This is a genomic window from Actinomadura sp. 7K507, from assembly GCF_004348425.1.
In the GTDB taxonomy this organism is placed as follows: domain Bacteria; phylum Actinomycetota; class Actinomycetes; order Streptosporangiales; family Streptosporangiaceae; genus Spirillospora.
In genome coordinates, this window is record NZ_SMKK01000054.1 from 20,573 (window position 1) to 44,013 (window position 23,441).

At 71.4% G+C, this 23,441-nt stretch carries 20 protein-coding genes; 12 read left to right on the top strand and 8 right to left on the bottom strand.

Features of this window, described 5'->3' with window-relative positions; genetic code table 11:
- The first annotated feature begins 50 nt into the window (after nucleotides 1–50).
- The 4 genes from E1285_RS14690 (at nucleotide 51) to E1285_RS14705 (ending at nucleotide 3,903) form a co-directional block, all read left to right on the top strand.
- The gene (locus tag E1285_RS14690; protein ID WP_207946596.1) at nucleotides 51–1,292 is read left to right on the top strand and encodes an ABC transporter ATP-binding protein; all 1,242 of its coding nucleotides are present in this window, start codon (nucleotides 51–53) and stop codon (nucleotides 1,290–1,292) included.
- Entirely contained in the window at nucleotides 1,282–2,208 is a 927-nt protein-coding gene (locus E1285_RS14695; RefSeq protein WP_132152229.1) for an ABC transporter permease subunit, read from the top strand. The genes E1285_RS14690 and E1285_RS14695 overlap by 11 nt, the downstream gene beginning before the upstream one ends.
- Complete coding sequence (locus E1285_RS14700; protein WP_132152231.1) at nucleotides 2,205–3,077, top strand: ABC transporter permease subunit; 873 nt, start codon at nucleotides 2,205–2,207, stop codon at nucleotides 3,075–3,077. Before E1285_RS14695 ends, E1285_RS14700 begins: the two co-directional genes overlap by 4 nt.
- A 70-nt stretch (nucleotides 3,078–3,147) precedes the next feature.
- The gene (locus E1285_RS14705; RefSeq protein ID WP_132152233.1) at nucleotides 3,148–3,903 is read left to right on the top strand and encodes an SDR family oxidoreductase; all 756 of its coding nucleotides are present in this window, start codon (nucleotides 3,148–3,150) and stop codon (nucleotides 3,901–3,903) included.
- Between the two features lie 162 nt (nucleotides 3,904–4,065).
- Here the strand turns inward: E1285_RS14705 and E1285_RS14710 are convergent, their stop codons facing one another.
- A complete protein-coding gene (locus E1285_RS14710; protein WP_132152235.1) occupies nucleotides 4,066–5,265 on the bottom strand; it encodes a DUF2637 domain-containing protein in 1,200 nt (399 codons plus the stop codon).
- A gap of 535 nt (nucleotides 5,266–5,800) precedes the next feature.
- On the opposite strand from E1285_RS14710, the gene E1285_RS14715 reads away from it, so the two are divergent.
- The 4 genes from E1285_RS14715 (at nucleotide 5,801) to E1285_RS14730 (ending at nucleotide 9,645) form a co-directional block, all read left to right on the top strand.
- Complete coding sequence (locus E1285_RS14715) at nucleotides 5,801–7,219, top strand: erythromycin esterase family protein (protein ID WP_132152237.1); 1,419 nt, start codon at nucleotides 5,801–5,803, stop codon at nucleotides 7,217–7,219.
- 26 nt (nucleotides 7,220–7,245) lie between these two features.
- Nucleotides 7,246–8,034, top strand: a complete 789-nt coding sequence (locus E1285_RS14720; RefSeq protein WP_132152239.1) for a DUF427 domain-containing protein — start codon at nucleotides 7,246–7,248, stop codon at nucleotides 8,032–8,034.
- 234 nt (nucleotides 8,035–8,268) lie between these two features.
- On the top strand, nucleotides 8,269–8,973 hold the full coding sequence (locus E1285_RS14725; RefSeq protein ID WP_243722789.1) for a Crp/Fnr family transcriptional regulator: 705 nt from the start codon (nucleotides 8,269–8,271) through the stop codon (nucleotides 8,971–8,973).
- Between the two features lie 114 nt (nucleotides 8,974–9,087).
- Entirely contained in the window at nucleotides 9,088–9,645 is a 558-nt protein-coding gene (locus E1285_RS14730) for a TetR/AcrR family transcriptional regulator (RefSeq protein WP_132152243.1), read from the top strand.
- Here the strand turns inward: E1285_RS14730 and E1285_RS14735 are convergent.
- From E1285_RS14735 to E1285_RS14745, 3 genes are all read right to left on the bottom strand, one after another.
- A complete protein-coding gene (locus E1285_RS14735; protein ID WP_132152245.1) occupies nucleotides 9,620–11,290 on the bottom strand; it encodes a ubiquinol-cytochrome c reductase cytochrome b subunit in 1,671 nt (556 codons plus the stop codon). The genes E1285_RS14730 and E1285_RS14735 overlap by 26 nt on opposite strands.
- A 165-nt stretch (nucleotides 11,291–11,455) precedes the next feature.
- Nucleotides 11,456–12,097 (bottom strand): hypothetical protein, encoded by a 642-nt coding sequence (locus E1285_RS14740; protein ID WP_132152247.1) that lies wholly within the window; start codon nucleotides 12,095–12,097, stop codon nucleotides 11,456–11,458.
- Between the two features lie 298 nt (nucleotides 12,098–12,395).
- Entirely contained in the window at nucleotides 12,396–13,649 is a 1,254-nt protein-coding gene (locus tag E1285_RS14745; protein WP_132152249.1) for a DUF6801 domain-containing protein, read from the bottom strand.
- Between the two features lie 248 nt (nucleotides 13,650–13,897).
- Here E1285_RS14745 and E1285_RS14750 point away from each other — a divergent pair, with 248 nt between their 5' ends.
- Nucleotides 13,898–14,437: a DoxX family protein gene (locus E1285_RS14750; protein WP_132152251.1), complete on the top strand. Its 540-nt coding sequence runs from the start codon at nucleotides 13,898–13,900 to the stop codon at nucleotides 14,435–14,437.
- An 88-nt stretch (nucleotides 14,438–14,525) separates the two neighbouring features.
- On the opposite strand, the gene E1285_RS14755 is transcribed toward E1285_RS14750, so the two are convergent.
- From E1285_RS14755 to E1285_RS14765, 3 genes are all read right to left on the bottom strand, one after another.
- Nucleotides 14,526–16,061, bottom strand: coding sequence for an alpha-amylase family protein (locus E1285_RS14755; RefSeq protein WP_132152253.1), 1,536 nt, complete (start codon nucleotides 16,059–16,061; stop codon nucleotides 14,526–14,528).
- A gap of 176 nt (nucleotides 16,062–16,237) precedes the next feature.
- Entirely contained in the window at nucleotides 16,238–17,296 is a 1,059-nt protein-coding gene (gene nrfD / locus E1285_RS14760; protein ID WP_132152255.1) for an NrfD/PsrC family molybdoenzyme membrane anchor subunit, read from the bottom strand.
- Nucleotides 17,293–18,138 carry a 4Fe-4S dicluster domain-containing protein gene (locus E1285_RS14765; protein WP_243722790.1) on the bottom strand — a complete coding sequence of 282 codons (846 nt, stop codon included), beginning with the start codon at nucleotides 18,136–18,138 and terminating at the stop codon, nucleotides 17,293–17,295. Before E1285_RS14765 ends, nrfD begins: the two co-directional genes overlap by 4 nt.
- A 244-nt stretch (nucleotides 18,139–18,382) precedes the next feature.
- Between E1285_RS14765 and E1285_RS14770 the strand changes: the two genes are divergently transcribed.
- The gene (locus E1285_RS14770; protein WP_132152259.1) at nucleotides 18,383–18,781 is read left to right on the top strand and encodes a PaaI family thioesterase; all 399 of its coding nucleotides are present in this window, start codon (nucleotides 18,383–18,385) and stop codon (nucleotides 18,779–18,781) included.
- Between the two features lie 31 nt (nucleotides 18,782–18,812).
- Here E1285_RS14770 and E1285_RS14775 read toward each other — a convergent pair whose 3' ends face one another.
- Entirely contained in the window at nucleotides 18,813–19,673 is an 861-nt protein-coding gene (locus E1285_RS14775; RefSeq protein WP_132152261.1) for a PaaX family transcriptional regulator C-terminal domain-containing protein, read from the bottom strand.
- A gap of 161 nt (nucleotides 19,674–19,834) precedes the next feature.
- Here E1285_RS14775 and E1285_RS14780 point away from each other — a divergent pair, with 161 nt between their 5' ends.
- Both E1285_RS14780 and boxC read left to right on the top strand, forming a co-directional pair.
- Nucleotides 19,835–21,439, top strand: a complete 1,605-nt coding sequence (locus E1285_RS14780) for a benzoate-CoA ligase family protein (RefSeq protein ID WP_132152263.1) — start codon at nucleotides 19,835–19,837, stop codon at nucleotides 21,437–21,439.
- Between the two features lie 125 nt (nucleotides 21,440–21,564).
- Entirely contained in the window at nucleotides 21,565–23,280 is a 1,716-nt protein-coding gene (boxC, locus tag E1285_RS14785) for a 2,3-epoxybenzoyl-CoA dihydrolase (RefSeq protein WP_132152265.1), read from the top strand.
- Nucleotides 23,281–23,441: the final 161 nt, after the last annotated feature.

Genomic DNA, 23,441 nt, shown 5'->3' on the forward strand with positions numbered 1-23,441 from the left:
TGGACACCGGGAGCAGGGACACCGGGCTCCGCGTGCCCGGGAGGTGCGTCATGATGGCCGAGACCGTGCTGGAGAAGGACGCGGGTGCCGCGTTCGGGCATCTGCGACTGGACGGGGTCACCCGCCGGTTCGGCAGGGCGACCGCGCTGAGCGGCTTCGATCTGCGGATCGAGGGCGGCGAGTTCATCGCCCTGCTCGGGCCGTCCGGCTGCGGCAAGTCGACCGCGCTGAACTGCCTGGCCGGGCTGCTGCCCCTGTCGGACGGTGCGATCTGGCTGGACGAGGAGCGCATCGACACGCTGCCGCCGGAGCGGCGCGGGTTCGGGATGGTGTTCCAGAACTACGCGCTGTTCCCGCATCTGTCCGTCCGCAAAAACGTCGCGTTCGGGCTGTCGGTCCGGCGGGTCGGCAAGGCCGAGACGGCCCGGCGGGTGGACGAGGCCCTCGCCACGGTCGAGCTGACCGACCACGCGGACAAGCTGCCCGGCCAACTGTCGGGCGGGCAGCAGCAGCGGGTGGCGATCGCCCGCGCGATCGTGCTGCGGCCGAAGCTGGTGCTGATGGACGAGCCGCTGTCCAACCTGGACGCCAAGCTGCGCGTCCAGATGCGGACCGAGATCCGGCGGATCCACCAGGACCTCGGCCTGACCACCGTCTACGTGACGCACGACCAGGAGGAGGCGCTCGCGCTCGCCGACCGGGTCGTGGTGCTGAGGTCCGGCGTGGTCGAGCAGATCGGGACGCCGGAGGAGGTCTACACCCACCCTGCCAGCGCCTACATCGCCGGGTTCATGGGCTACCGGAACCTTCTGGACCTGCCCGTCCTGTCCGGTGACGGCGGCTCCTCGAACGGCGGGATGGCCACCGTCGGTGAACAGGACGGCCTGATGCTGACCGGGCTGAGCCGGCAGCCGATCACGAGCGCGCGGGCGGTCGCCGCCGTCCGCCCCGAGGACTTCCACGTCGCCGGCCCGGCGGACCCGGGTGCCCGGGAGAACCTGGTGATGGTCCGGGTGGAGGTCTCGGAGTTCCACGGACGCGAGATCGCCGCCGAGGGCGTGATGGACGACGGCCGCGTCATCCACTTCAGGTCGCCGGAGCGGGTGACGCCGGGGGAGCGGGTCGCGCTGACCGTCGCGCCCGAACGCGTCCTCGTGTTCGGGAACGGGGAGGTGTTCGGGGACGGGGAGGTGTTCGGCGACGGGGAGGTGTTCGGGGACGGGGAAGGCGCCCGGGACGCCGCGGACGCGGACGAGGACCCCGCCGGGATCGGGGTACGCGATGTCGGTTGAGGCCCCGGCCCGGCCGAAGGCGCCGGTGCCGCGGCGCAGCGGTCTGCGGCACCGGCTCGCCGAACGCGGCGTCGACCGTGTGCTTCTCCTGCTGGTGCCCGCGGTGCTGGTCGTCGGGCTGCTGTTCATCTACCCGATGCTGTACGGGGTGGGCCTGTCGCTGCAGCCGAAGAACGGCGGCGGCCCGCTCGGCAACTACACCGGCTTCTTCCAGGATTCCTACGAGCGCGGCACCGTCTGGAAGACGCTCCGGCTCGCGCTCCCGGCCGCGCTGATCAATGTCGGGGCGTCGATACCGATCGCGTACCGGCTGCGCGGCAGGTTCCGCGGACGCCGGCTGCTGACGGCGGCGCTGGTCCTTCCGGTGACGCTGGGGACCGTCCTCGTCGCGGACGGGATCCTGCGCTACCTCGGCCCCAACGGCTGGTTCAACCGCGTCCTGATCGACATCGGGCTCGTCGACGAGCCCGTCCGGCTGATCTACAACTACTGGGGTGTGCTGTTCTCCCTGATCATCACCGGGTTCCCGTTCGCGTTCCTGCTGGTGCTCGCCTACATGTCGGGGATCGACCCGACGCTGGAGCGGGCCGCGGCCACGCTCGGCGCCGGGCCCTGGCAGCGGATGCGGCGGATCATCCTGCCGCTGCTGGCGCCGGGCCTGGCCACCACGTTCGTCCTCGCGTTCGTGCTGGCGTTCTCGGTGTTCCCGTCCGCCAGCCTCGTCGGCGAACCGGCGGGGGAGACGAGGGTGATGGCGATCGCGGCCTACCAGGCGGCGTTCGAGAAGTACGACTACTCGATGGCCTCGACCATCGCCGTGCTGATGGGCGTGTTCGAACTGCTCGTCATCTCGGTCACGCTGCTGCTGCGCGGCCGCCTGTACACCGGGCCCGCGATGGGAGGTAAGGGATCATGACCGCCACCGTCGCGGGAACCGCCGGGCCGGGAAGGCGGAGGCTGCCGAAGGGGCGGCTGAGCGGCTGGTTCGTCTGGGCGTGCGTCGCGTTCTTCCTCGTCAACCTGGCCGCGCTGATCCTCTCGGTGATCGTCAACTCGTTCGGCACGAGATGGTTCTCCGGGTGGCTGCCGCAGAGCTTCACCACCGCGTGGTACTCCAACGCATGGGACGAGTTCGCGCTCGGCGAAGTGCTGTCGGTGACGCTGCAGATCACCCTCATCGTGGTCGCGCTGTCGCTGCTGATCGGCGTCCCGGCCGGGTACGCGCTCGCGCGGCGCGACTTCCCCGGCAAGCGGATCGTGATGTTCCTGCTGCTGCTCCCGGTGCTGCTGCCGCCGATCACCTACGGCATCCCGCTCGCCACCGTCCTGTACAAGGCTCATCTGGCCGGGACGATGACGGGCGTCATCGTGGCGAACCTCGTCCCGGCGCTGCCGTTCGTCATCCTCGTCATGACCCCGTTCGTCGAGCAGATCGACACCAACGTGGAGTCGGCGGCGCGGATGTGCGGCGCCCGCACGCGGCAGGTGTTCGCGCGGGTGCTGGTGCCGCTGCTGCTGCCCGGCATCCTGGCCGCGGGGATCCTGGTGCTGGTCCGGACCGTCGCGATGTTCGAGCTGACGTTCCTGGTCGCCGACGCCGACAGCCAGACCTTGATCGTCGCGCTGTACAGCGCCGCCTTCACCCCCGGAATCCGCGCCGCGCAGGCCATCGACGCGATGGCCGTGATCTACATGGCGCTGTCGGCGCTGCTGCTGGTCATCGCGCTGATGTTCGTCAACCCGACACAGATCGTCGCCCAGGTGAGGGAGGCTCCCAGCGAATGAGTGACACGTACACGAGCATGTATGGAACGGGCACGGGCGGAATGAGCACGGGCGGAATGAGCGCGACCCTATGAGCGCGGTGCGGTTCGACTTCGCGGGGGAGCGGGTGCTCGTCACCGGCGCCGCGGGGCTGATCGGCCGCGCGCTGGTGCACCGCTTCGCGGACGCGGGCGCCGGAGTGCTCGCCGTGGACGTGGACCGCGAGGGGCTCAAGGTCTTCGACGCAATGCCCCGGGTCACCGCGATGCCGGGTGACCTGGCCCGCGAGGACGTCGCCGACGCCGTCTTCGACCGGCTCCGCCGGGACGGCGGCCTGGACGTCCTCGTGAACAACGCCGCGATGACCGAGTTGCGCACCCCGTTCATCGACATCGACGCCGAGGCCTGGGACGCGATCATCGCCGCGAACCTGCGGTCGGCGTACCTGCTGTCGGTGCGCGCCGCGCGGTACTGGCGCGACAACGGGCGCGGGGGCGCGATCATCAACATGTCCTCGCCCGGCGGCTCCCGCGCGCACGACGATCAGAGCGCCTACGACGTGACCAAGGCGGGCATGGAGGCCCTCAGCCGCGCGATCGCCGTGGAGCTCGGCGGCCTCGGCATCCGCGCGAACTGCGTCGCCCCGGCCAGCGTCGTGGGGGAGGTCCGTCCCGCCACCGACATCCCGGCGGGCCGGACCACCGCTCCCGACGAGGTCGCCGACGCGACGCTGTTCCTGGCGTCACCTGCCGCGGCGCAGTTCAACGGCCACGTCCTCCGCGTGGACGGCGGCCTGCACGCACGGCTGCGCACCGACCCGTCCCAGGAACAGCAGCGCGACGGGTAGGACGTACGGTCCCGCCCCGAGGCGCGCAGGGCGGGACCGCTGCGAGCCGACGTGCTTGCGAGCCGACGTGCTTGGGGCCGACGTGCTTGCGAGCCGACGTGCTTGGGGCCGACGTGCTTGGGGGCCGACGTGCTTGGGGGCCGACCCGCGTGAGCCGGGCCGTCAGACGCGCCAGGAGCGGACGAGTTCGTCCAGCATGGCCTGGTCGTAGACGATGCCCTGCGCCCTCAGTTCACCGGCGACCAGTTCCCCGTTGCCGTCGTGCTTGGCGAGCAGCCGGTACACCGCGTACGGGAACCAGTGGTTGTCGCTGATCCGCTGGATCTCGGTCTCGTCGCAGGTGTAGCCCTCGGCCCGGACCTCGGCGAAGGTCCCGGGGACGTCGCCGTGGCGGCGTTCAAGGATCTCGATGACGAGGCTCCGGAGGCCCTCCGGGTCGGGCGCGGGCACGGGGGCGGGGGCCGGTTCCTCGGTGGCCGGCACGTAGCTGCTGCGGCCGTTGAGGCTCCCGCGCGCGGCGGCGCTGACGACGGCCAGTTCGGGCTCGGGTTCCGGGACGGGCACGGGAGCCGGGGCCGGGGCCGGTGGGGTGTCGTGTGCGCGGGCCGGCTGAGCGGGCGGTGTGGCCGATGGTGTGGCAGATGGTGTGGCAGATGGTGCGGTCGGCGGGGCGGTCTTGGTCTCGCCCGCGGTTTCGGCGCCGGACCGGTCCTGTGCCTTGGCGGCCGTCCCGGTCGCGGTGGCGGCGGCCGGGGTGCCGGACTCGATCGCCTTCCCGGAATGGCCGGGGACCTGGATCTGCGGGAACGGGCCGGTGTTGCGCAGTGGCATCAGCGTGATCTGGTTCAGCGTCACGGGCCCGGCGATGGCGCGGGTCTGCGGCTCCGGCTGCTTGGGAGGCTGCTCCTGTTCGGAGTCCTGCTGCACGTACCGGTGCAGGGTCCGCAGCAGGACGAAAAGGCCGAGCATCGACACGATCGGCGGGACGGCGGCCGTCGCCTGGTACGAGAACGTCTTGTTGCCGACGTGGCCGACGTTGAAGACGAGGCTGGCCGTCCAGCCGGCGAGGGCGATGGTCAGCGGCAGGAAGAAGTCCAGCCAGCTCATCAGGGCCCGGCGGCGCAGCACGAAGGCGTCGATGGCCAGCAGGAAGAGGCCGAGCTCTCCCACGATGATGAACAGGTCGACCAGCAGGGGGAACGACTCGGCCTTCCAGCCCGTCAGGCCGTGTTCCAGCGCCCAGTGGTAGAGGCCCGCGTAGGACTGGGCGAAGCCGCCGGCGGTGGCGGTCAGGACCGCTGCCGCCATGAATGCGATGGCTCCCCACCGTGTGATGACCTGTGCCTTGGTGGCAGCGCTCATGCGGCGTGTGCTCCTGATCTGCTTACGAACAGAAAGTTACCGATGGGAGACTATCCATTCCCTTGACGTTTCGCGGGGGAATCGCACAACGTCTCGATCCCATTGCGTGGGACCGGATGGCGCGCCACGGAAAAGCAGTACGAAACAGAACGTTTCGGACGAATTTCGCATGAGATGCGGGATGTGCAGGGACGATGCCGAACGTCGCGTGCGGCGGCCGGTCGCGAGCGCGGCGAGGTTGAATCGTCCCATTGCGTTGATGTATTGAGGGTGTCGCAGTCTATATTCGCAATTGTCTTGATTGCCGTAATTGTCGGCTTGCTTGGAGGGTGAGCCCCTGCCTGGAAGTCCGGTGGCGTGTGATCCGCCGGACGTCTCGCGCCTCGGCCGGGCCCAGGGCGCGGGCGCGATCGTGGACCGCCGGGGCCGGTGCGCGGCATCGCCGATAGCCGCATCCAGAGGGGCGGTCGGCGGCATCGATGCTCGCTCCCGGGGAAGGGCCGGGAGGAAGGCGACAAAAGGGGGGAACGCTGACATGTCATACCCAGGGAGCCGCACCGCCGACGACGTCCGCGGGGCGGCGCTGCCGCTCGAGTACGAGGAGGACCTCGACCCGCTGCTGGACCGGATCGGGGACGCCCGCTGCGTGCTGATCGGCGAGGCCAGCCACGGCACGCACGAGTACTACGCCTGGCGGGCGGCCCTGACCAGGAGGCTGATCGCCGAACGCGGTTTCTCGTTCGTCGCGGTCGAGGGGGACTGGCCGGACTGCCGCCGGGTCGGACGCAGCGTGACGCTGGCACCGGGCTCGCCGCAGGACCCGCGCGACGCGCTGGACGCCTACGAGCGGTGGCCGACATGGATGTGGGCCAACCAGGAGACCGTCAAGTTCTGCCGGTGGCTGCGCGACCGCAACGCGGACCTGCCGCCAGGTGAGCGGGCGGGCTTCTACGGACTGGACGTCTACAGCCTGTGGGAGTCGCTCCGGGCCGTCGTCGACTACCTGGCCGCGCACCGCCCGGAGTACCTGGAGGCGGCGCTGGACGCCTACCGCTGCTTCGAGCCGCACGGCGAGGACCCTCAGGCGTACGGGTTCAACGCCGCGCTGGTGCCGGACGGATGCGAGGACGAGATCCTCAAGCTGCTGACCAGGCTGCGCCGGCCGGTGGCGCACGGCGACCCCCGCGACCCCGCGGCGGAGTTCGACGCCCGGCAGAACGCCGAGGTCGCGGCGGGTGCCGAGCGCTACTACCGCGCCATGATCGGCGGCGGGCCGCAGTCGTGGAACATCCGGGACGTCCACATGGCCGACACGCTCGAACGGCTCATGGAGTTCCACAGCGGTGCAGGGTTCCACAGCGGCGCAGGGTTCCACAGCGGCGGCGCGGTCCACGGTGGCGGCGGGCCTCACTCCGGCGGGCCCCACTCCGGCGGGGCGGCTCCCGGGGACGGGCCAGGCAAGGCCGTGGTGTGGGCGCACAACACGCACGTGGGCGACGCGCGGGCGACCGACATGGGCGACGCCGGAATGGTCAACCTCGGCCAGCTCGCCAGGGATCGGCAGGGCAGGGACGAGGTCGTGCTGATCGGGTTCGCCGGCGGTCCCGGCGAGGTGGTCGCGGCCCCGCGCTGGGGCGCCCCGATGGAGGAGATGCACGTCCCGCCGCCGGTCCGCGGTTCGCTGGAGGCGGCGCTGGCGGAGTCGGAACTGCACCGCGGAATGTTCATCGTGCCGCCCGAGCAGGACAAGCCCGACTTCCTCACCGACACGCTCGGGCACCGCGCCATCGGCGTGGTCTACGACCCGGACCGCGACCGGCGCCAGTACGTCCCGACGAGGGTGGCCGAGCGGTACGACGCCCTGTGCTGGTTCCGGATCACGTCCGCGCTGGAGCCGTTGCACCTCGAGGCGGCGCGGCGTGGTGAACTGGAGACGATGCCAACGGGGGTATGAGCAACGGGAGCGTTAGGAGACACGGCATGTCGCTGACCATGCGGCCAGGGCCGCTCGCGGGTTCGCCCGGGGACGAGGTCAACTTCACCATCGACGGGCCGAAGCACCGGCTGTTCATGCACGCGTTCCCGCGCCGGGTCCGTGCCCGGTTCGGGGGCGAGACCGTCCTGGACACCGGTCGCGGGCGGTTCCTGCACGAGACCGGCCTGCTGCCCGTCCTGTACGTCCCGGAGGAGGACGTGCGGACCGACCTGCTGGAGAAGACCGGCCACACCACCCACTGCCCGTTCAAGGGCGACGCCGCGTACTGGACGGTCCGCGTGGGCGACCGGGCCGCCGAGAACGCGGTGTGGGCGTATCCGGAGCCGATGCCGGAGTCGGAGTGGCTGCGCGGGCACATGGCGTTCTACTGGGGCCGGATGGACGCCTGGTACGACGAGGACGAGGAGGTCCACGGGCATCTGCGCGACCCGTTCCACCGTGTCGACGCCCGGCAGTCGTCCCGGCATGTCCGGGTGCTTCTGGACGGCGAGGTCGTCGCCGAGACCGAGCGGCCGAAGCTGCTGTCGGAGACCGGGCTGCCCAACCGCCTCTACATCCCCGCCGCCGACGTCCGCACCGAGCTGCTCACCGGAAGCGAGAAGCGGACCGTCTGCCCGTACAAGGGCGAGGCGAAGTACTGGTCGCTCGACGGCGCGGAGGACGCCGCCTGGTCCTACGAGGAGCCGTTGGAGAACGCCTTCAAGGTCGCCGGCCACCTGTGCTTCGACCACGAGGCCCTCACGATCGAGACCGAGCCGCCGCCGGGCACGTGACTCCCCGGCAGTGACAGCGCAGGGCACGCGACGACGCCGGGCACGCGACGACGCCGGGGCGCGCTGTCCGGCTTGTGCCGTGCCCAAGTGATGGCTTCCGGTTTACTGTTCAGGTAACTCTGGGCATGTCAAGGATTCAGCAAGGCCGTTCGGAGCCGACCCGCGCGCCCGCGGCCCCGCAGACCGTGGCCTCTGCCCGCGGGAGCCCTGGGCACGGAAGCAAGGAGGAGGCTGGTGGCATCGCACGCGGCGACCCCTCCGCGCCCGGAGTTCTGGGCCGCGCTGGACCCCGCGCAGCAGTCGGCGCTGCGCGCCGCCGGACGCCCCAGGCAGTACCCGGTGAAGTCGCCCCTGGTGTATCAGGGCGACGAGTCCGACCACGTGATCATCATCGAGCGGGGCTGGGCGAAGGTCACCTCGTCCACGGAGGACGGCCATGACGTGGTGCTGGCCGTCCGGGGGCCGGGCGACCTGCTCGCCGAGAGCGCGGTGCTCGGCGGGCGGACCAGGTCGGCCACGGTCACCGCGCTGTCGCCGATCCGCGCGCTGGTGGTGCCCGCCGCCCGCTTCACCGGCTTCCTGGACGACCATCCGGACGTGTGGATGCTGGTCACGGGTACCTTCGTCCAGCGCCTCGACGACTCGGACCGGCGCCTGAAGGCCCATGTGACCAGCCGGGGCACCCAGCGCCTGGCGATGCTGCTCGCCGAGCTCGCGGAACGCTCCGTCCACTACGCTCCGCCCGCGCCGGACGGGTCCATCGAGATAGGGCCGCCGCTGTCGCAGGAGGAGCTGGGCAGCTGGATGGACGCGTCGCGGGAGACGGTCGCGCGGGCCCTGACCGGGCTGCGCCGCGAGGGCCTGATCCGCACCGGCTGGCGCAAGATCACCGTCATGGATCTGCCCGGCCTCCGCGAGTTCGCCAAGGAGAACGACTAGCGGAGGGAAAGGGGAACGACTAGCGGACGGCGGATCGCGCCTCCGCGATGCGCCGCTGGGCCTTATACCGTGTCCGCGGTGTGAACTAGTCAATGGCAAGATAGGGTTCCGGGTATGAGCGGCGGCACCTACCACCACGGCAACCTGCGGCGGGCGATCATCGAGGCGGCCGTCGGGGCGATCGCCGACTCGGGCCCCGGCACCTGGAGCCTGCGCGAGCTGGCGCGCCGCGCCGGTGTCTCGCACGCGGCGCCCGCGCACCACTTCGGCGACAAGGCGGGCCTGCTGACGGCCGTCGCCGCCGAGGGCTACACGCTGTTCGCGGACGCCCTCGAAGCCGCCGGCGGCGACCTGCACGAGGTGGGCCTCGCCTACATCCGCTTCGCCGTCGACCACCGGCCCTACTTCGAGGTGATCTTCAGTCCGGAGCTGTACCGGCCGGACGACCCCGAGGTGAGCGCCGCCCGCGCCCGCGCCGACCGGGTGCTGGCCGGGGGCGTCCGCGGCGTCTCGCCCGGCCGCCAGGACGACGAGCGGACCGCCGCGCTCGCCGCCTGGTCGATCGTCCACGGGTTCGCTCACCTGTGGCTGAGCGGCGCTCTTCCCGCCGGGCTCGGCGACGATCCGGTGGCCGCCGCGCGGCCTGTCATCCGCCTCCTCTTTGACCGCTGACCGCCCGCCGGTCCTCATCGCCGTCCTCGGCCGGGTGCGGTTGCGGGATGACGGCCACGTCCTCCCTGAACCGGCGGTTGAGCGCGGCCCGCACCCGGTCGACGCCGCTGCGGGCGCGCGGGCTCTCGACGCCGTCGATCGGCGGCGGGATGTCCAGGTCGACGGCGGGCGAGGGGCGCGGGTCGGTGATCGCGGCGGTCGCCTCGTCCGGCAGGTGCCGCTCGACCTCGCTGTACTTCCCGTCCGGCGACTGGCGGATGACGCCGGTCTCCAGCCCGTGCTGGACGAGGCCGAGGTCCCGGCGCTGCAGGGCGACGCACATGCGGTAGGCGATGACGTAGCCGAGCACCGGCCCGAGGATGATCAGGCCGCGGAAGAACCACGTCGTCCAGAACAGCGGGATGCTGAAGCGCTCGGCGAGGACGTCGTTGGCGCCCGCGAGCCAGAGCGTCCCGTAGAAGATCATGCCGGCGACGCCGATCCCGGTGCGGGCCGGGACGTCGCGCGGCCGGTCGAGCAGGTGGTGGATCTGGTGGTCGCCGGTCACCCAGCGTTCGACCCACGGGTAGACGGCGAGGCCGGTGAACAGCAGGCCCGGCACCACCAGCGCCGGGACGACCACGCTCATCGAGACCGTGTGACCCCAGAGGGTGATCTCCCAGGCCGGCATGATCCGCAGCGCGCCCTCCAGCCAGCCCATGTACCAGTCGGGCTGCGATCCGGAGCTGATCGCGCCCGGGTCGTACGGGCCGAACAGCCAGACCGGGTTGATCTGCACGAACGCGGCGAGCAGCGTCGTGATGCCCAGCACCCACAGGAACAGCGCCGTGGTCTTGGCGATGAAGACCGGGAAGAAGGGGTAGCCGTACTGGGTCGTGTTGGACGCGCGCTTCCCCGGGAACTGGGTGTGCGTCTGCCGCCACGTCAGCACGATCGCGTGCAACGGGATCAGCGCGGCCAGGATGCCCGGGATCAGCAGAATGTGGATCACGTACAGCCGCGGGATGATGTCGGTGCCGGGGAACTCCCCGCCGAACAGGAACATCACCGCGTACGAGCCGACCAGCGGGATCCCCGCGAGCACGCCCTCCAGGATGCGGATGCCGGTGCCCGACAGCAGGTCGTCCGGCAGGGAGTAGCCGAACAGGCCGTTCAGCATGACGAGCGTGAACATGGCGACGCCGATCAGCCAGTTCAGCTCCCGAGGCTTGCGGAACGAGCCGGTGAAGAAGTGGCGCAGCAGGTGGACGAGGATCGCCGCCATGAAGATGAGCGTCGACCAGTGGTGCATCTGCCGGATCAGCAGCCCGCCCCGCACATCGAAGCTGATCTTGAGGGTGGAGGCGTACGCCTCGCTCATCTCCACGCCCTGCAACCCGACATAGGAGCCGTTGTAGACGACCTCCTGCATGCTCGGCTTGTAGAACAGCGTGAGGAACACCCCGGTCAGCAGGATGACCACGAACGAGTACATCGCGATCTCGCCGACCAGGAAGCTCCAGTGGTCCGGGAACGCCTTGCGCATGGCCTTCCGGAAGAACCCGGTGGTCCCGAGCCGCTCGTCGAGGGCCTGAGCGGACCCCTCCACGGCCTTGGACGGTCTGCGCCCGCCCGGCCCGCCGCCGGCCGACCCGTTCACCGCCATCGTCAACGTCCTCTCGTCGCACGTCGTCGCACGTCGCCGCGGCGCGATCCGCGTGCCATCCTGGCCGCGCGTATCGCGCCTCTGCGCATACGACCGATCAATGCGGACGAATGTGACATCCTTCGAATGTGAGCCGCGTCACATCCGGATCGCCCGGCGCGCGGTTCAGCAGGCGGGCACGGCCAGGCGGCTGCGGCGCCGGTAACGGGGACGCCAGCTCGTCCGGTAGACGAGCCGGATCGGCGGCGGAAGCAGGTTCAGCACCGCCCGGCGGGTGCCGTCCGGGGCGCCGTCCAGCAGCCAGGGCAGGAAGACGCCGAGCCCCCGGATGCCGGTCTCGCGGCGGAACTCGACGTCGAACGTGCCCCATTCGAACGCGGTGAGGGTCTCCGGGATCAGCGGGAGGACGTCCGACTCCTTGAAGTCCAGGAGCGCGTTCACGGAGATGCGCAGTTCCCGCGCGTAATGGGCGAACATGGGCCGGTCACCGTGTTCCAGCGCCGCGTCCACCCCGTCGAGCATCGGGACGGCCCGCATCGCCCGCGTCGCCATGGCGTCGAGGACGGTCCCGAGCCTGCCCGGGGCGTCTGCGTCCTTGGCGTACATCACCGTCCAGAGGGCGCCCTTCTCCGCGGTGTCCTGGATGCGCCAGTGGGACTTGAACAGGGGCCAGGTGTTCGCGGCCGCCATGTCCATCGGCGCGCCGCCCGCCCCGGCCGCCGCCTCCATCCGGGCCGTGTCGCGTCGGAACGCGCCGTACGCGGCGTGCAGCATCGTCAGGTCGAACCGCCTCGGTTCGCAGCCCATGGCGCCTCCCAAGCTCTCCGCCGGTGCCCGCGGGAACGGGCCCCTACAGAGAAGATGGATCGAGCGTCCCGATTGTGACGTGACTCAGCGCGGACTTCTGTGATCTGCCCCGCAAAGAGGCGGATACACGGTGCGGGGGTACACGGTGCGGCGGATACGGGGAACCGGGCGGAGACGTGACCGGCCGGACGGCGGCCGTGGCGCCGTCCGGCCGGTCGGCCGGATCATCCGGGTCGGGCCGGACGCGATCGGGTTCCCGTGTTGGTCGGGTCCCCGTGTTGGTCGGGTCCCGTGTTGATCAGGTCACCGTGTTGTCGACCAGGTAGACCGTCGGGGACGGGGCGTCACAGGTCGCCGGGGTGGTGCCCGGGGCGCCGTCGAAGGACAGGTCGGCGGCGGCCGACCCGAGGCTGACCGAGACGGTCTCGGCGCCGGAGGACGGCCTGAACGGCCCGGCCGTCAGCGTGCCGTCGCTCGGCAGCGGCACCGTGATCTTCTGGTCGCGGACGAGCGTGGTCTCCGGGATGGCGACACCGCCGGACGGGATGACGTTCTGCGTGGCCGGCGTACCGCCCTCCACCCGCAGGTTCAGGGCCGTGACCGTCCCGGACGCGGAACCGTAGCCCTTGTCCATGAGCCGGTTCACGGTCTCGGCGGGGATGACCAGCGCGCCGCTGGCCTCGCTGAAGGAGAACGAGCCGCCTCGCCGGACGACCAGCGGGATGTGGGCGCCGACGGCGATGCCGACGTTCAGCGGCTCACCGCCGACCGTGCACGCGTAGGGGGCGTTGATGATGCCGACGAGCTCGTTCGAGGCGGGCTCGGGGAAGTTCAGCGGAGCGCCGGTGATCTTGGCGGGGGGCTGGCCGGGTTCGCCGCCGACGCCGATCGTCAGCAGCGCGTTGCCCGCCGAGGGCTTGCAGTCGGCCTTGATCGGCAGGCTGAACCCGGCCGACGAGTTCAGGTTGATCTCGGCCACCGCGTGGTCGAAGGCGAGCGTGACCTTGCCGCTGTCCGGTGCCGTGAAGGGGCCGACGTCGAACGTCCCGGTCAGCGGCAGGCCGACCTTGAGGGGCTCGCCGGGCGTGATCGCGATGTCGTCGATCTCGAACGGGTCGCCTTCGGCGATGTTGATGGCGGACGGCGTGGAGTCGCTCGCGCCGATGGTGAGGTCGGTGACCTTGGCGTCGGCCGTGGTCAGCCCGAGGATCGGGGCGAGGGACGTCAGCCAGGTCGGGAACGTGATGCTCCCCGAGCCCTGGGTCAGCCAGAACTCCTGCCCCGGGCCGATCTGGACCGGCGCGACGCCCTGCACGTCCACGTCCGTCGGCAGGTAGAACACCGGCAGGCCGGCGAGCGAGATCGTGCAGCCGATGGGCAGCTTGAACCGCCCGGTGTCCACGCCGATCTCCGGAACGTCGTCCGGCGGCAGTGCGTGCGCGGCCGAGGGGGCCAGGAGGGAGAGGGCGACCACGGCGGCGCCCGCGACCGCCGTGAGTCTCCGGCGGAGGCGCCCGCCGGGGCCGGCGGTGCCGGCATGTCTGGAACTCATCGGACATCCCTTCAGAAATGCGGGGTGTACTGGTGGGTAGCCGACATGGTGAACCTGGCCCTGCACGGCGTGATACGGACGGTTGTGCGGAAACTCCGTGAAGCGTTAGCAATTGGACATAAAAGCGCCTGGACACGCAGGCCCCGCCCGGCGCAGGGGCCGCCGCATGCCCGGCTTCGGCCATACCTGTACGTTGTCGGGACGTGACGTCCACGAGGGTGTGACCTCGATGAGGGAAGGTGCCGTGAATGGCTGTTGACGCGGCGGGCATCGACATCGCGTCCCTGGTCCTGCGGGTCTCCGTCGGAGGCACCCTGATCGCGCACGGCTGGAACCACGCGTTCGGCGGCGGGAAGATCGAGGGCACGGCGGGCTGGTTCGACTCCATGGGCCTGCGTCCGGGGAAACTGCACGCGCTGATGGCCACCGGCACCGAGCTCGGCGCGGGCCTCCTGCTGCTGCTCGGCCTGCTCACCCCGCTGGCCGCCGCCGGCGCGGTCGGCACGATGGCCGTCGCGTTCGTCACCGCCCACCTGCGCAACGGTTTCTTCATCTTCCGTCCCGGCCAGGGCTACGAGTACGTCGTGATGATCATCATGGTGGCGTGCGCGCTCGGCGCGCTGGGGGGCGGCGGCGCGTCCCTCGACGCCGCGCTCGGGATCTCCGACGAGCTGTCCGGCTGGACGGGCCTCGCCATCACCGCCCTCGCCGGCGGCCTCGGCGCCGCCCTCCTCCTGGCCGTCTTCTGGCGTCCCGGCAAGAAGTCCGCCGAGTCGACCGGAGCCTAGGACCGGGCGAGGGCGGGCCGGCCTCCGCACACCAGAGGAGGCCGGCCCTATGGCACCGGCGGGGGACGGTGCCTGTATCCGGGCGGGTCTATCGGCTCGCGCCGGCGTGGATCGCGACCGCGCCGCCCGCGGGGACGGTCACGGTCGCGGTGCCGCCGGAGACGGTGACGGCCGTGCCCTCACATCCGCCCGGCCGGGCCCCGCCGGTGATGACGTCGCAGTAGACGCCGTCCGCGAGCCCGGTCGTGTAGGACGCGGTGGACGGGCTGGACGAGCCGTTCAAGCCGATCCAGCCCCGCGACCCGCGGCTGAAGCCGATGACGTCGCCCGCGGTCGCCTCGAAGTTGGACACGGTCGTGGCGGAGGCGGTCGCGTTGCGCCACCCGACCATGCCCTTGATCCCGGTCGACCGGGTGATGCACTGCCATCCGCTTGAGCAGTTCGCGCCGGTGACGAAGCCGCGCGCGTCGGCGGGCGGCGACTGCCCCTTGGACGACCAGGTGAACCCGTCGAAGACGGCCGGCTTCCCGTACGGGTAGGCCAGCAGGAAGTAGTTGGCCAGGGTGTAGTCGCTGCCGTTCTTGTAGCTGAGCGTCGAGCCGTCCCGTTCGGTGTCGTGGTTGGTGACCATCGCGTAGGTCTGGGAGCCGTCCGCTTCCAGCGACCAGGACGGGATGCCCGACAGGTTCGACAGCGTGCCGTTCTGGAACTGGGTCTTGATGCCCATCGCGTAGGCGAAGCCGAGCACGTCGCCGTTCGAGGTGAACGCGGCGGCCTGCAGTTCGGGGTTGGACGCCCCCGGGAAGACCTCCTGCGCGATGTAGGGCGGCTTGCCCTCGGCGGTGGTGTCGTTCAGCGCGCCCTTGATGGCCGCGAAGTCGTTCTGGTCTATGTGCTTGGCGGCGTCGACCCGGAACCCGTCCACGCCGAGCCCGATCAGGTCGTTGAGGTACCCGGCGATCTCGCCGCGGACGTAGCCGGACTGGGTCTTGAGGTCCGACAGCGCCACCAGTTCGCAGTTCTGCACCTCGGACTTGTCGTTCCAGTCGTCGATGCCCGCGTCGTCGTCGTCGCAGTAGCCGTCGTTGGCGTGGTGGAAGTCGCCGTAGCCGTACGGGACGGCCGGATAGGAGAACCCCGGCGGATCGAAGGCCGACCCGCCATAGGTGGTGTTCACCGTGTTGTTGTGGCCCGCCATGTGGTTGATGACGGCGTCGACGTAGACGCGGACGCCCGCGTCGTGGCAGGCCGTGACCATTGCGGCGAACTCGGCGCGCGTGCCGAGCCGGCTGGTCAGTCCGTAGGAGACGGGCTGGTACACCTCCCACCACGGATGGGCGCCTTCGCTGGTGTCGGCGAGGCTGACCGACTCGGCGGGCGGCGCGACCTGCACGGCGCCGTACCCGGCGGGCCCGAGATGGTCGGTGCAGGCATCCGCGACCGAGGGCCAGTTCCATTCCCAGAGGTTGGCGGTGACGTCACTGGAGTTGAGGGGTGCGGCGGTGTGCGGGGCGGCGCCGGCGGTGTCGTCGGGGAGGAGGGCGGCGGCAGGCGCCGTCACGCCGAGGGTGAGCGCTCCGGCGGCGAGCAGGGACAGGCGGCGGGGGACTCTTGCGCGTTGCATGTGGGCGAACTCCTGTCACAGGGCACCCGGGCCCCGGCGGAGTCGGGTCACCGGCGGTCTGGGTGCCTGAGGGGGTGGGGGACGGCCGTCCGCGATGCACCGTGAGAATGCTCTCTTCTTGCAGTCAGGTCAAGAGCTTGCGCAAGATTTCAATCGACTTGCAGAAAGCCGCCAGCTCATCCGGCCCCGCCGGAACCGGCTGCGGCCAGGCGTTCCCGCTGGGGCACCACCGTGTACTTGGGGTCCCGGGCCGACTGCAACCCGGCGTGGAAGACACCGAAACGGGTGCAGGCGGAGCCCGCCAGGAGCGCCGCCCCGCTGAGCGCCGCCACCGCGCGGCTGCGCCCGCCGAGCAGGACGCCCCCGGCGGTACCCGCGGCCGTCAGGATCTCTCCCGCGCGCATGTACCTGCCGGCCTTGCCCGTCTTGTACGGCTCGGCGGCCAGCCCGGCTCGATGCTCGACCACCTTCGCCGCGGCCAGCTCCAGCGCCGTCCCGAACACCGTGGCGCTGCGCATCGGACCGGCCTCGCGCGTCGGGGAGACGATCAACCCCATCCCGGCCGCGGCGGCGGTGGCCGAGCCGGCGAACACCATCGGCAGCTCACGGTGGACGTCGTGCCAGGCCGGAACCGCCGTGTCGGCGGCGAGCGCCGCGGTGTAGGTGGCGACGGCCGGGCCGAGCACGGCCGCGCCGGCCGTCGCGGCCCCGCCGATGCGGGGGAAGAGCCCGGTCACGTCCAGCACGGCCGCCGCGCCCGCGGCCGGGCCGTAGGCGGCCAGCAGCCACGAGCCCAGGCTCATCGGCGAGGTGAGCTTCACGACCCGCAGCATGTTGGCGAACCGCGAGGGCCGCCCGAGGTCGTGGATGAGCGCGGCCGTGGACCCGCCGATGGCCAGCAGCGAGGAGATCTTCATCGCCCGCGCGGCGGCGGGACGCCCGGTGAGCTCCGCGCCGGCGGCGAGCACCGACCCGGCCCCGGCCAGGCCGCCGAGGAAGAAGTACCCGGCGATGTCGTAGGACTTCCAGACGGGCGGGTTCAGGATGGGCAGGCCGTAGTAGGAGGTGAACTCCGCCTCCGGCACCATCGCCTTCTCGCCCCGGCGCCTGCGGCGTTTCCCGTCGCGGCGGGCGGCACCGCCGGGCAGGCCCTTCCCGATCTCCGCCTCGCGTCCCGGCCGCTGCCCGTGCACGCCGTCCTTGCCGACGCCCGTCTCCCTGCCCGCGTCGCTCATCGCCCGCCTCCGCCGCGGCCGTGCACGGTGAAGACGGCGGCGATCCCGCCCAGCAGCGCGGCCGCCGCCACCCCCGTGTGCTTCCAGATGGACGGCAGGTCGCGTGTCGTGACGACGGGATCCGGTGGGAGCCCGTACACCTCCGGCTCGTCCAGCAGCAGGAAGAACGCGCCGTCGCCGCCGACGCCGTCGTCCGGGTCGTGGCCGTACAGGCGCGCGTCCTCCACGCCGATGTCGTGGAGCTGCTCGACGCGCATGGCGGCACGCTCACGCAGCTCGTCGAGCGGCCCGTACTGGATCGAATCGGTCGGGCACGCCTTCGCGCACGCCGGCTCCAGCCCAACGCCCAGCCGGTCGTAGCACATCGTGCACTTCCAGGCCCGGCCGTCGCCCTTGCGCTGGTCGATCACGCCGTAGGGGCAGGCGGGGATGCAGTAGCCGCATCCGTTGCAGATGTCCTCCTGTACGACGACGGTGCCGAACTCGGTGCGGAACAGCGAGCCGGTCGGGCAGACGTCCAGGCAGGCGGCGTGCGTGCAGTGCTTGCACACGTCGGACGCCATGAGCCAGCGCATGTCCGTGGCGCCGCCATTGCCGGAAGCCGCGCCGGAAGCCGCGCCGGGGGCGCCGGCGTGATCGACGCCGGACTCGGCGTTCCCCATGGGCTTGTCCTGCTCGATGAACGCGACATGCCGCCAGGTGTCGGCGCCGAGGCCCTGGGTGTTGTCGTAGGACATGCCGGTGAACTCGAGGCCGTCCTCGGGAATGGCGTTCCACTCCTTGCAGGCCACCTCGCACGCCTTGCAGCCGATGCAGACGGACGTGTCGGTGAAGAAGCCCATCCGGGGTGGCGGGTCCGTGTAGCCCGCGTTCTCCGTGACGTTGGGCTCGGGACCCGCCAGCAGGTTCCGTCCGACCAGGCTGCTCATCCCACGACCTCCAATTCCCGACCTCCGATCCGCAAGGCGCTGGGCACCTTCCCGGGGAGCCGGGCCCTACACCTTCCCGGAGAGCGCCTCCGGAACGCCCGCCGATCGGTGGCGCAGTCCATTGACGCCGATTTCGGTGGCTGGATAGCTTCTGGGGATGACGGCTGAACGGGTCGATTACGCGGGACCGCTGGACCAGACGCTCGGTCTCCTCGTGGTCGAGGCGTCCGACCAGGAGGTCCTGGCCGAACTGGAGGTCACCGACAAGCTCATGCAGGCGTACGGCATTGTCCATGGCGGCGTGTACTGCGCGATCACCGAGACGGTGTGCAGCATGGGCGCGGCGCTGACGGTCGGGCTCGACAGCCAGGTCGTCGGCGTCAGCAACCACACCCGGTTCATCCGGGCCGTGCGCGGGGGCAGGCTGACCGCTCGCGCCCGTCCCGTCGACCGGGTGGACGACCATGTGACCTGGCAGGCGACGATCACCGACGACAAGGACCGCGTGGTCGCCGAGGGCACCGTCAACCTGCTGCGGCTCACCCCGCCCGGCTGATCCCTGTGACCCCGTCAGTCCTGTGACCCCGTCAGTCCTGTGACATCGCCTTCCACTGGCGGTCGGCGATGGGGCGCCAGGTGTCGTGGCGTTCGTGGAAGAGGGTGAACGCCTGCGAGCCGCACCAGTCGTCGGGGAGCAGTGCCGCCGGGAGGCCCGGGTCGAGGAACGGGAACCGGCGCCATTCCTGGACGAGCCTGGTGTGCGCGGCGAACGTCCCGGGATCGTCGGCGGGGCGCAGGGAGCTCACCGCGTCGAGGAAGTCCTCGTAGGCCAGTTCGATCTCGTCCAGGTTCCACGCCTGCGCGGCGACCTGCCGGGCCTCGGACAGGTCCCCGAGGCGACCGGTGAACAGCGTGGACGAGTCGGCGACGCCGATCTCGGTGAGGACCTCGCGGACCTCCGGCTCGCGTTCCGGGTGCGGGCTCACCCACACACCGGGGGCGAGGTTGCCGAGCCCGTTCCAGGCGAGCCGGGTACGCAGCAGGTGGCGGAGCCTGCGGCTGGTCTCCGGGACGCTGGCCATGACGATGAGCCATTGCCCGTCCCACTCGCCGACCGGCCTGCCGAAGCCGTAGATGCGCTCGGTGCCGTCGGTCAGGAGCCGCTCCCCGGACGGGGTGAGCCGCCAGGCGGTGCGGCGTCCGTGCCGTTCCCCGGCGACCCAGCCCTCGGACGCGCTGCGGGCGAGCGCCTGCCGGACGGCCTTCTCCTCGACCCCGAGCATGCCGAGCGCCCGCAGGAACGTCGCCGTCCAGACCGGTTCCCCGGCCGGGAGGACGAACTCGCCCAGCACGGTCAGCAGCAGCGACCGGGCGCTGGCCGCGCCGAGCTCGCGGCGCCGCCGGAACTCGGGCCCGGTGTGCGCCGCGTCATCGCCCGTTCGGGGCATCTGCTCTCCTCCTCGGGCCTTCGCGGATCCGGCCGTCCATGGAACGCTGTCCAGTATCGCGCGGCATCCGCCGCACGGCACGGTCATTCCACAAGTCTATTGACTAGCGTTTTGTTCGTGTAGAGCATGTGTGGCACGGTTCCCGGCGAAGGGAAGACCCGATGACCGCTGAAACGGCGACCGCACCGGTCCCGCCGCACACCTTCAACGCTTCGGCATACCTGCTCCAGGCCGCCTCCAAGCCGGATGCGGCGGGCCGGACCGCGCTCACCGGCCCCGGCGGCGACCTCAGCTACGCCGAACTGGAAGACCTCGCCGGGCATGTCGCGGCCGGGCTCCAGTCCTGGGGCCTGCGTGCCGAGGAGCGCGTCGTGCTCTACATGGCCGACGGCCCGTTCATGGCCGCCGCGATCCTCGGCGCGATGAGGTTCGGCGCGGTCCCGGTACCGGTGTCGACCATGCTGACCGGCCCGGAGCTGGCCGCACTGCTCCACGACGCGCGGGCCGGAATCCTGCTGGTCAGCGCCCGGTTCGCGGCGCCGGCGGAGACCGCACTCGCGGTCACCCCAGGCGTCCGGCACGTGGCGGTCGAAGGCGGCGCCGCGCTCCAGGCGCCGCCCGGCGCGCGGTCGCACTCGTTCGAGGAACTGGTCGAGGAGGGACGGCGGCGAGAGGGCGGGCTGATCGACCCTTACCCGACCTCGGACGACTCCAGCGCGCTGTGGCTCTACACGTCCGGGACGACCGGCACGCCGAAGGGCGCGATGCACCGGCACGCCAACATCCGCCATGTCGTGGAGACCTACGGCCGCCAGGTCCTCGGCATCACCCCGGAGGACCGCTGCTACTCGGTCGCCAAACTGTTCTTCGCCTACGGGATCGGCAACTCGCTGTTCTTCCCCCTCGCCGCCGGCGCGACGACGATCCTGGACCCGGACCCTCCCACGCCCGCGTCGGTGGCCGACCGGCTGGCCGAGTACCGTCCGACGCTGTTCTTCGCCGTCCCCACCTTCTATGCCGCGATCCTGAACGCGGACGTTCCGGAGGAGGCGTTCGCGTCGGTGCGGCTCGCGGTGTCGGCGGGCGAGCCGCTGCCCGCCGAGCTGTGCCGCCGCTTCGCCGCGAAGTACGGCGTGGAGATCATCGACGGGATCGGGTCGACGGAGTGCCTGCACATCTTCCTGTCGAACCGTCCGGGGCAGGTCCGTCCCGGCACCACGGGCACCGCCGTTCCCGGGTACGAGCTGCGGGTCGTGGACGCCGACGGCGCCGACGTCGAGCCCGGCACCCCGGGCTCGCTCCTGGTGAAGGGCGAGTCGATCGCGACGGGCTACTGGAGCCGCACCGCCGCCACCCGGCGGGTGTTCCAGGGGGAGTGGCTGCGCACCGGCGACACCTACGTGGTGGACGGCGACGGCTACTACACGTGCCTCGGGCGGACGGGCGACATGCTCAAGTCGGGCGGCATCTGGGTGTCGCCGGCCGAGGTGGAGGCGCGGCTGCTGGAGCATCGGGCGGTGTCGATGGCCGCGGTCGTCGGGCTGCCGGACGCTGACGGGCTGGACAAGCCGATCGCCTGCGTCGTCCTCAAGGAGGGCGCGTCCGCCGAGCCGGGAGAGCTGATCGACTTCTGCCGCGCGGGGCTCGCGTCGTTCAAGCGTCCCCGGGAGGTGCTGATCGTGGAGAGGCTGCCCACGACCCCGACCGGCAAGCTGCGCCGCTTCGCCGTCCGCGAGCTGGCCGCGACCCTGCTCGATACCCCCTGACCGCGGCGCCGGGCCGTCTGGCCGAGGGCGGTCCGCGGGTAAATATGCTACAAACTCTTGACGTTTCGACCGTGTTCTGTGGAGCATGATGGAAGCGGCACGGCCGGCACGCGGAAGGACCTCTCATGACCAGCCCCGACAGCTCGGCCCCTCAAGCGGACACCGCTCCCCAAACGGACACCGCCCCGCACGTGGAGTTCCGGGTGGACCCGTCCGGCTACCGGCACTGGAGCGTCGGCGTCGACGGGCCGGTCGCCACGCTGACGATGGCGGTGGACGAGCAGGGCGGCCTGGTCCCCGGCTACGAGCTGAAGCTCAACTCCTACGACCTCGGCGTGGACATCGAGCTGTACGACGCCGTCCAGCGGCTCCGGTTCGAGCACCCGGGCGTCCGCGCGGTCGTGATCACCAGCGGCAAGGAGAAGATCTTCTGCGCGGGCGCCAACATCCGGATGCTCGCCGGGTCCCCGCACTCCTGGAAGGTGAACTTCTGCAAGTTCACCAACGAGACCCGCAACGGCATCGAGGACGCGACGGCGAACTCGGGCCAGACCTACCTGGCGGCCTGCAACGGCACGGCGTCCGGCGGCGGCTACGAGCTGGCCCTGGCCTGCGACCACATCATGCTCGTGGACGACCGCTCCTCGGCGGTGTCGCTGCCGGAGCTGCCGCTGCTGGGCGTCCTGCCCGGGACCGGCGGCCTGACCCGGGTGTCGGACAAGCGGCACGTCCGCCGCGACCGCGCCGACTACTTCTCCACCAAGGCCGAGGGCCTCGGTGGCAGGAAGGCCGTCGCGTGGCGGCTGGTGGACGAGGCCGTGCCCCGCCCCGCCTGGGAGGCGACGGTCGCCGAACGCGCGAGGGAACTGGCGGCCCGCTCGTCCCGGCCGCACGGCGCCGAGGGCATCACGCTCACGCCGCTCGGCAAGACCCGCACCGGGACCGCCGTCGCCTACCGGCACGTCTCGGCGGAACTCGACCGGGACGCCGGCACCGTGGAGATCACCATCACGGGCCCGGACGCGGCCCCGGACGGCATCGGCGACGTGCACCGGCAGGGCGCGGACTTCTGGACCCTCGCCATGACCCGCGAACTCGACGACCTGATCCTCGACCTGCGCACCAACGAGCCGGACCTCGGAACCTGGGTGCTGCGCACCGGCGGCGACGCCGGGAACGTCCTGGCCCACGACCGGCTCCTGCTCGGAAACACCGGCGACTGGCTCGCCAACGAGATCCTGCACTACCTCAAGCGGACGCTGAAGCGCCTCGACGTCACCAGCCGCAGCCTCATCGCGCTGATCGGGCCGGGAGGCTGCTTCGCCGGCTCCCTCCTGGAGATCGCGCTGGCCGCCGACCGCTCCTTCCAGCTCGCCGGCGTCTTCGAGGACGTCGACCCGGACGCCGACCCCGCCACGATCACCGTGGACGCGATGAACCTCGGACCGCTGCCGATGAGCAACGGCCTCACCCGCCTGGCGACGCGCTACCTCGGCGACGACGAGACGCTGGCCGCCGTCCGCGACGCCGCGGGCAAGCCCCTGGAGGCCGCCGACGCCGAACGCCTCGGCCTGGTCACCTTCGCGCCCGACGACATCGACTGGGACGAGGAGGTCCGCATCGCCGTCGAGGAGCGGTCCGGCTTCAGCCCCGACGCGCTGACCGGCCTGGAGGCCAACTGCCGCTTCCCCGGCCCGGAGACCCTGGAGACCAAGATCTTCGGGCGGCTCACCGCCTGGCAGAACTGGATCTTCACCCGCCCGAACGCGTCCGGCCCCGGCGGCGCGCTGCGCCGCTACGGCACCGGGCGGCGCCCCGACTTCGACCGAAAGCGAGCGTGACCATGGCAACGAGCGGGGCCGACTACTCCGAGAAGATCCCCAACAACGTCGACCTGCACGAGGACCGGCGACTCCAGCGCGCCCTGGAGTCGTGGCAGCCCAACTTCCTGAACTGGTGGGAGTCGATGGGCCCGGCCCTCCCCACCCAGGACGTCTACCTG

Coding starts and splice junctions, on each gene's coding strand:
- E1285_RS14690 (WP_207946596.1), top strand. CDS start 51: ATGATGGCCGAGACCGTGCTGGAGAAGGACGCGGGTGCCGCGTTCGGG.
- E1285_RS14695 (WP_132152229.1), top strand. CDS start 1,282: ATGTCGGTTGAGGCCCCGGCCCGGCCGAAGGCGCCGGTGCCGCGGCGC.
- E1285_RS14700 (WP_132152231.1), top strand. CDS start 2,205: ATGACCGCCACCGTCGCGGGAACCGCCGGGCCGGGAAGGCGGAGGCTG.
- E1285_RS14705 (WP_132152233.1), top strand. CDS start 3,148: ATGAGCGCGGTGCGGTTCGACTTCGCGGGGGAGCGGGTGCTCGTCACC.
- E1285_RS14710 (WP_132152235.1), bottom strand. CDS start 5,265: ATGAGCGCTGCCACCAAGGCACAGGTCATCACACGGTGGGGAGCCATC.
- E1285_RS14715 (WP_132152237.1), top strand. CDS start 5,801: ATGTCATACCCAGGGAGCCGCACCGCCGACGACGTCCGCGGGGCGGCG.
- E1285_RS14720 (WP_132152239.1), top strand. CDS start 7,246: ATGTCGCTGACCATGCGGCCAGGGCCGCTCGCGGGTTCGCCCGGGGAC.
- E1285_RS14730 (WP_132152243.1), top strand. CDS start 9,088: ATGAGCGGCGGCACCTACCACCACGGCAACCTGCGGCGGGCGATCATC.
- E1285_RS14735 (WP_132152245.1), bottom strand. CDS start 11,290: ATGGCGGTGAACGGGTCGGCCGGCGGCGGGCCGGGCGGGCGCAGACCG.
- E1285_RS14740 (WP_132152247.1), bottom strand. CDS start 12,097: ATGGGCTGCGAACCGAGGCGGTTCGACCTGACGATGCTGCACGCCGCG.
- E1285_RS14745 (WP_132152249.1), bottom strand. CDS start 13,649: ATGAGTTCCAGACATGCCGGCACCGCCGGCCCCGGCGGGCGCCTCCGC.
- E1285_RS14750 (WP_132152251.1), top strand. CDS start 13,898: ATGGCTGTTGACGCGGCGGGCATCGACATCGCGTCCCTGGTCCTGCGG.
- E1285_RS14755 (WP_132152253.1), bottom strand. CDS start 16,061: ATGCAACGCGCAAGAGTCCCCCGCCGCCTGTCCCTGCTCGCCGCCGGA.
- nrfD (WP_132152255.1), bottom strand. CDS start 17,296: ATGAGCGACGCGGGCAGGGAGACGGGCGTCGGCAAGGACGGCGTGCAC.
- E1285_RS14765 (WP_243722790.1), bottom strand. CDS start 18,138: ATGGGCTTCTTCACCGACACGTCCGTCTGCATCGGCTGCAAGGCGTGC.
- E1285_RS14770 (WP_132152259.1), top strand. CDS start 18,383: ATGACGGCTGAACGGGTCGATTACGCGGGACCGCTGGACCAGACGCTC.
- E1285_RS14775 (WP_132152261.1), bottom strand. CDS start 19,673: ATGCCCCGAACGGGCGATGACGCGGCGCACACCGGGCCCGAGTTCCGG.
- E1285_RS14780 (WP_132152263.1), top strand. CDS start 19,835: ATGACCGCTGAAACGGCGACCGCACCGGTCCCGCCGCACACCTTCAAC.
- boxC (WP_132152265.1), top strand. CDS start 21,565: ATGACCAGCCCCGACAGCTCGGCCCCTCAAGCGGACACCGCTCCCCAA.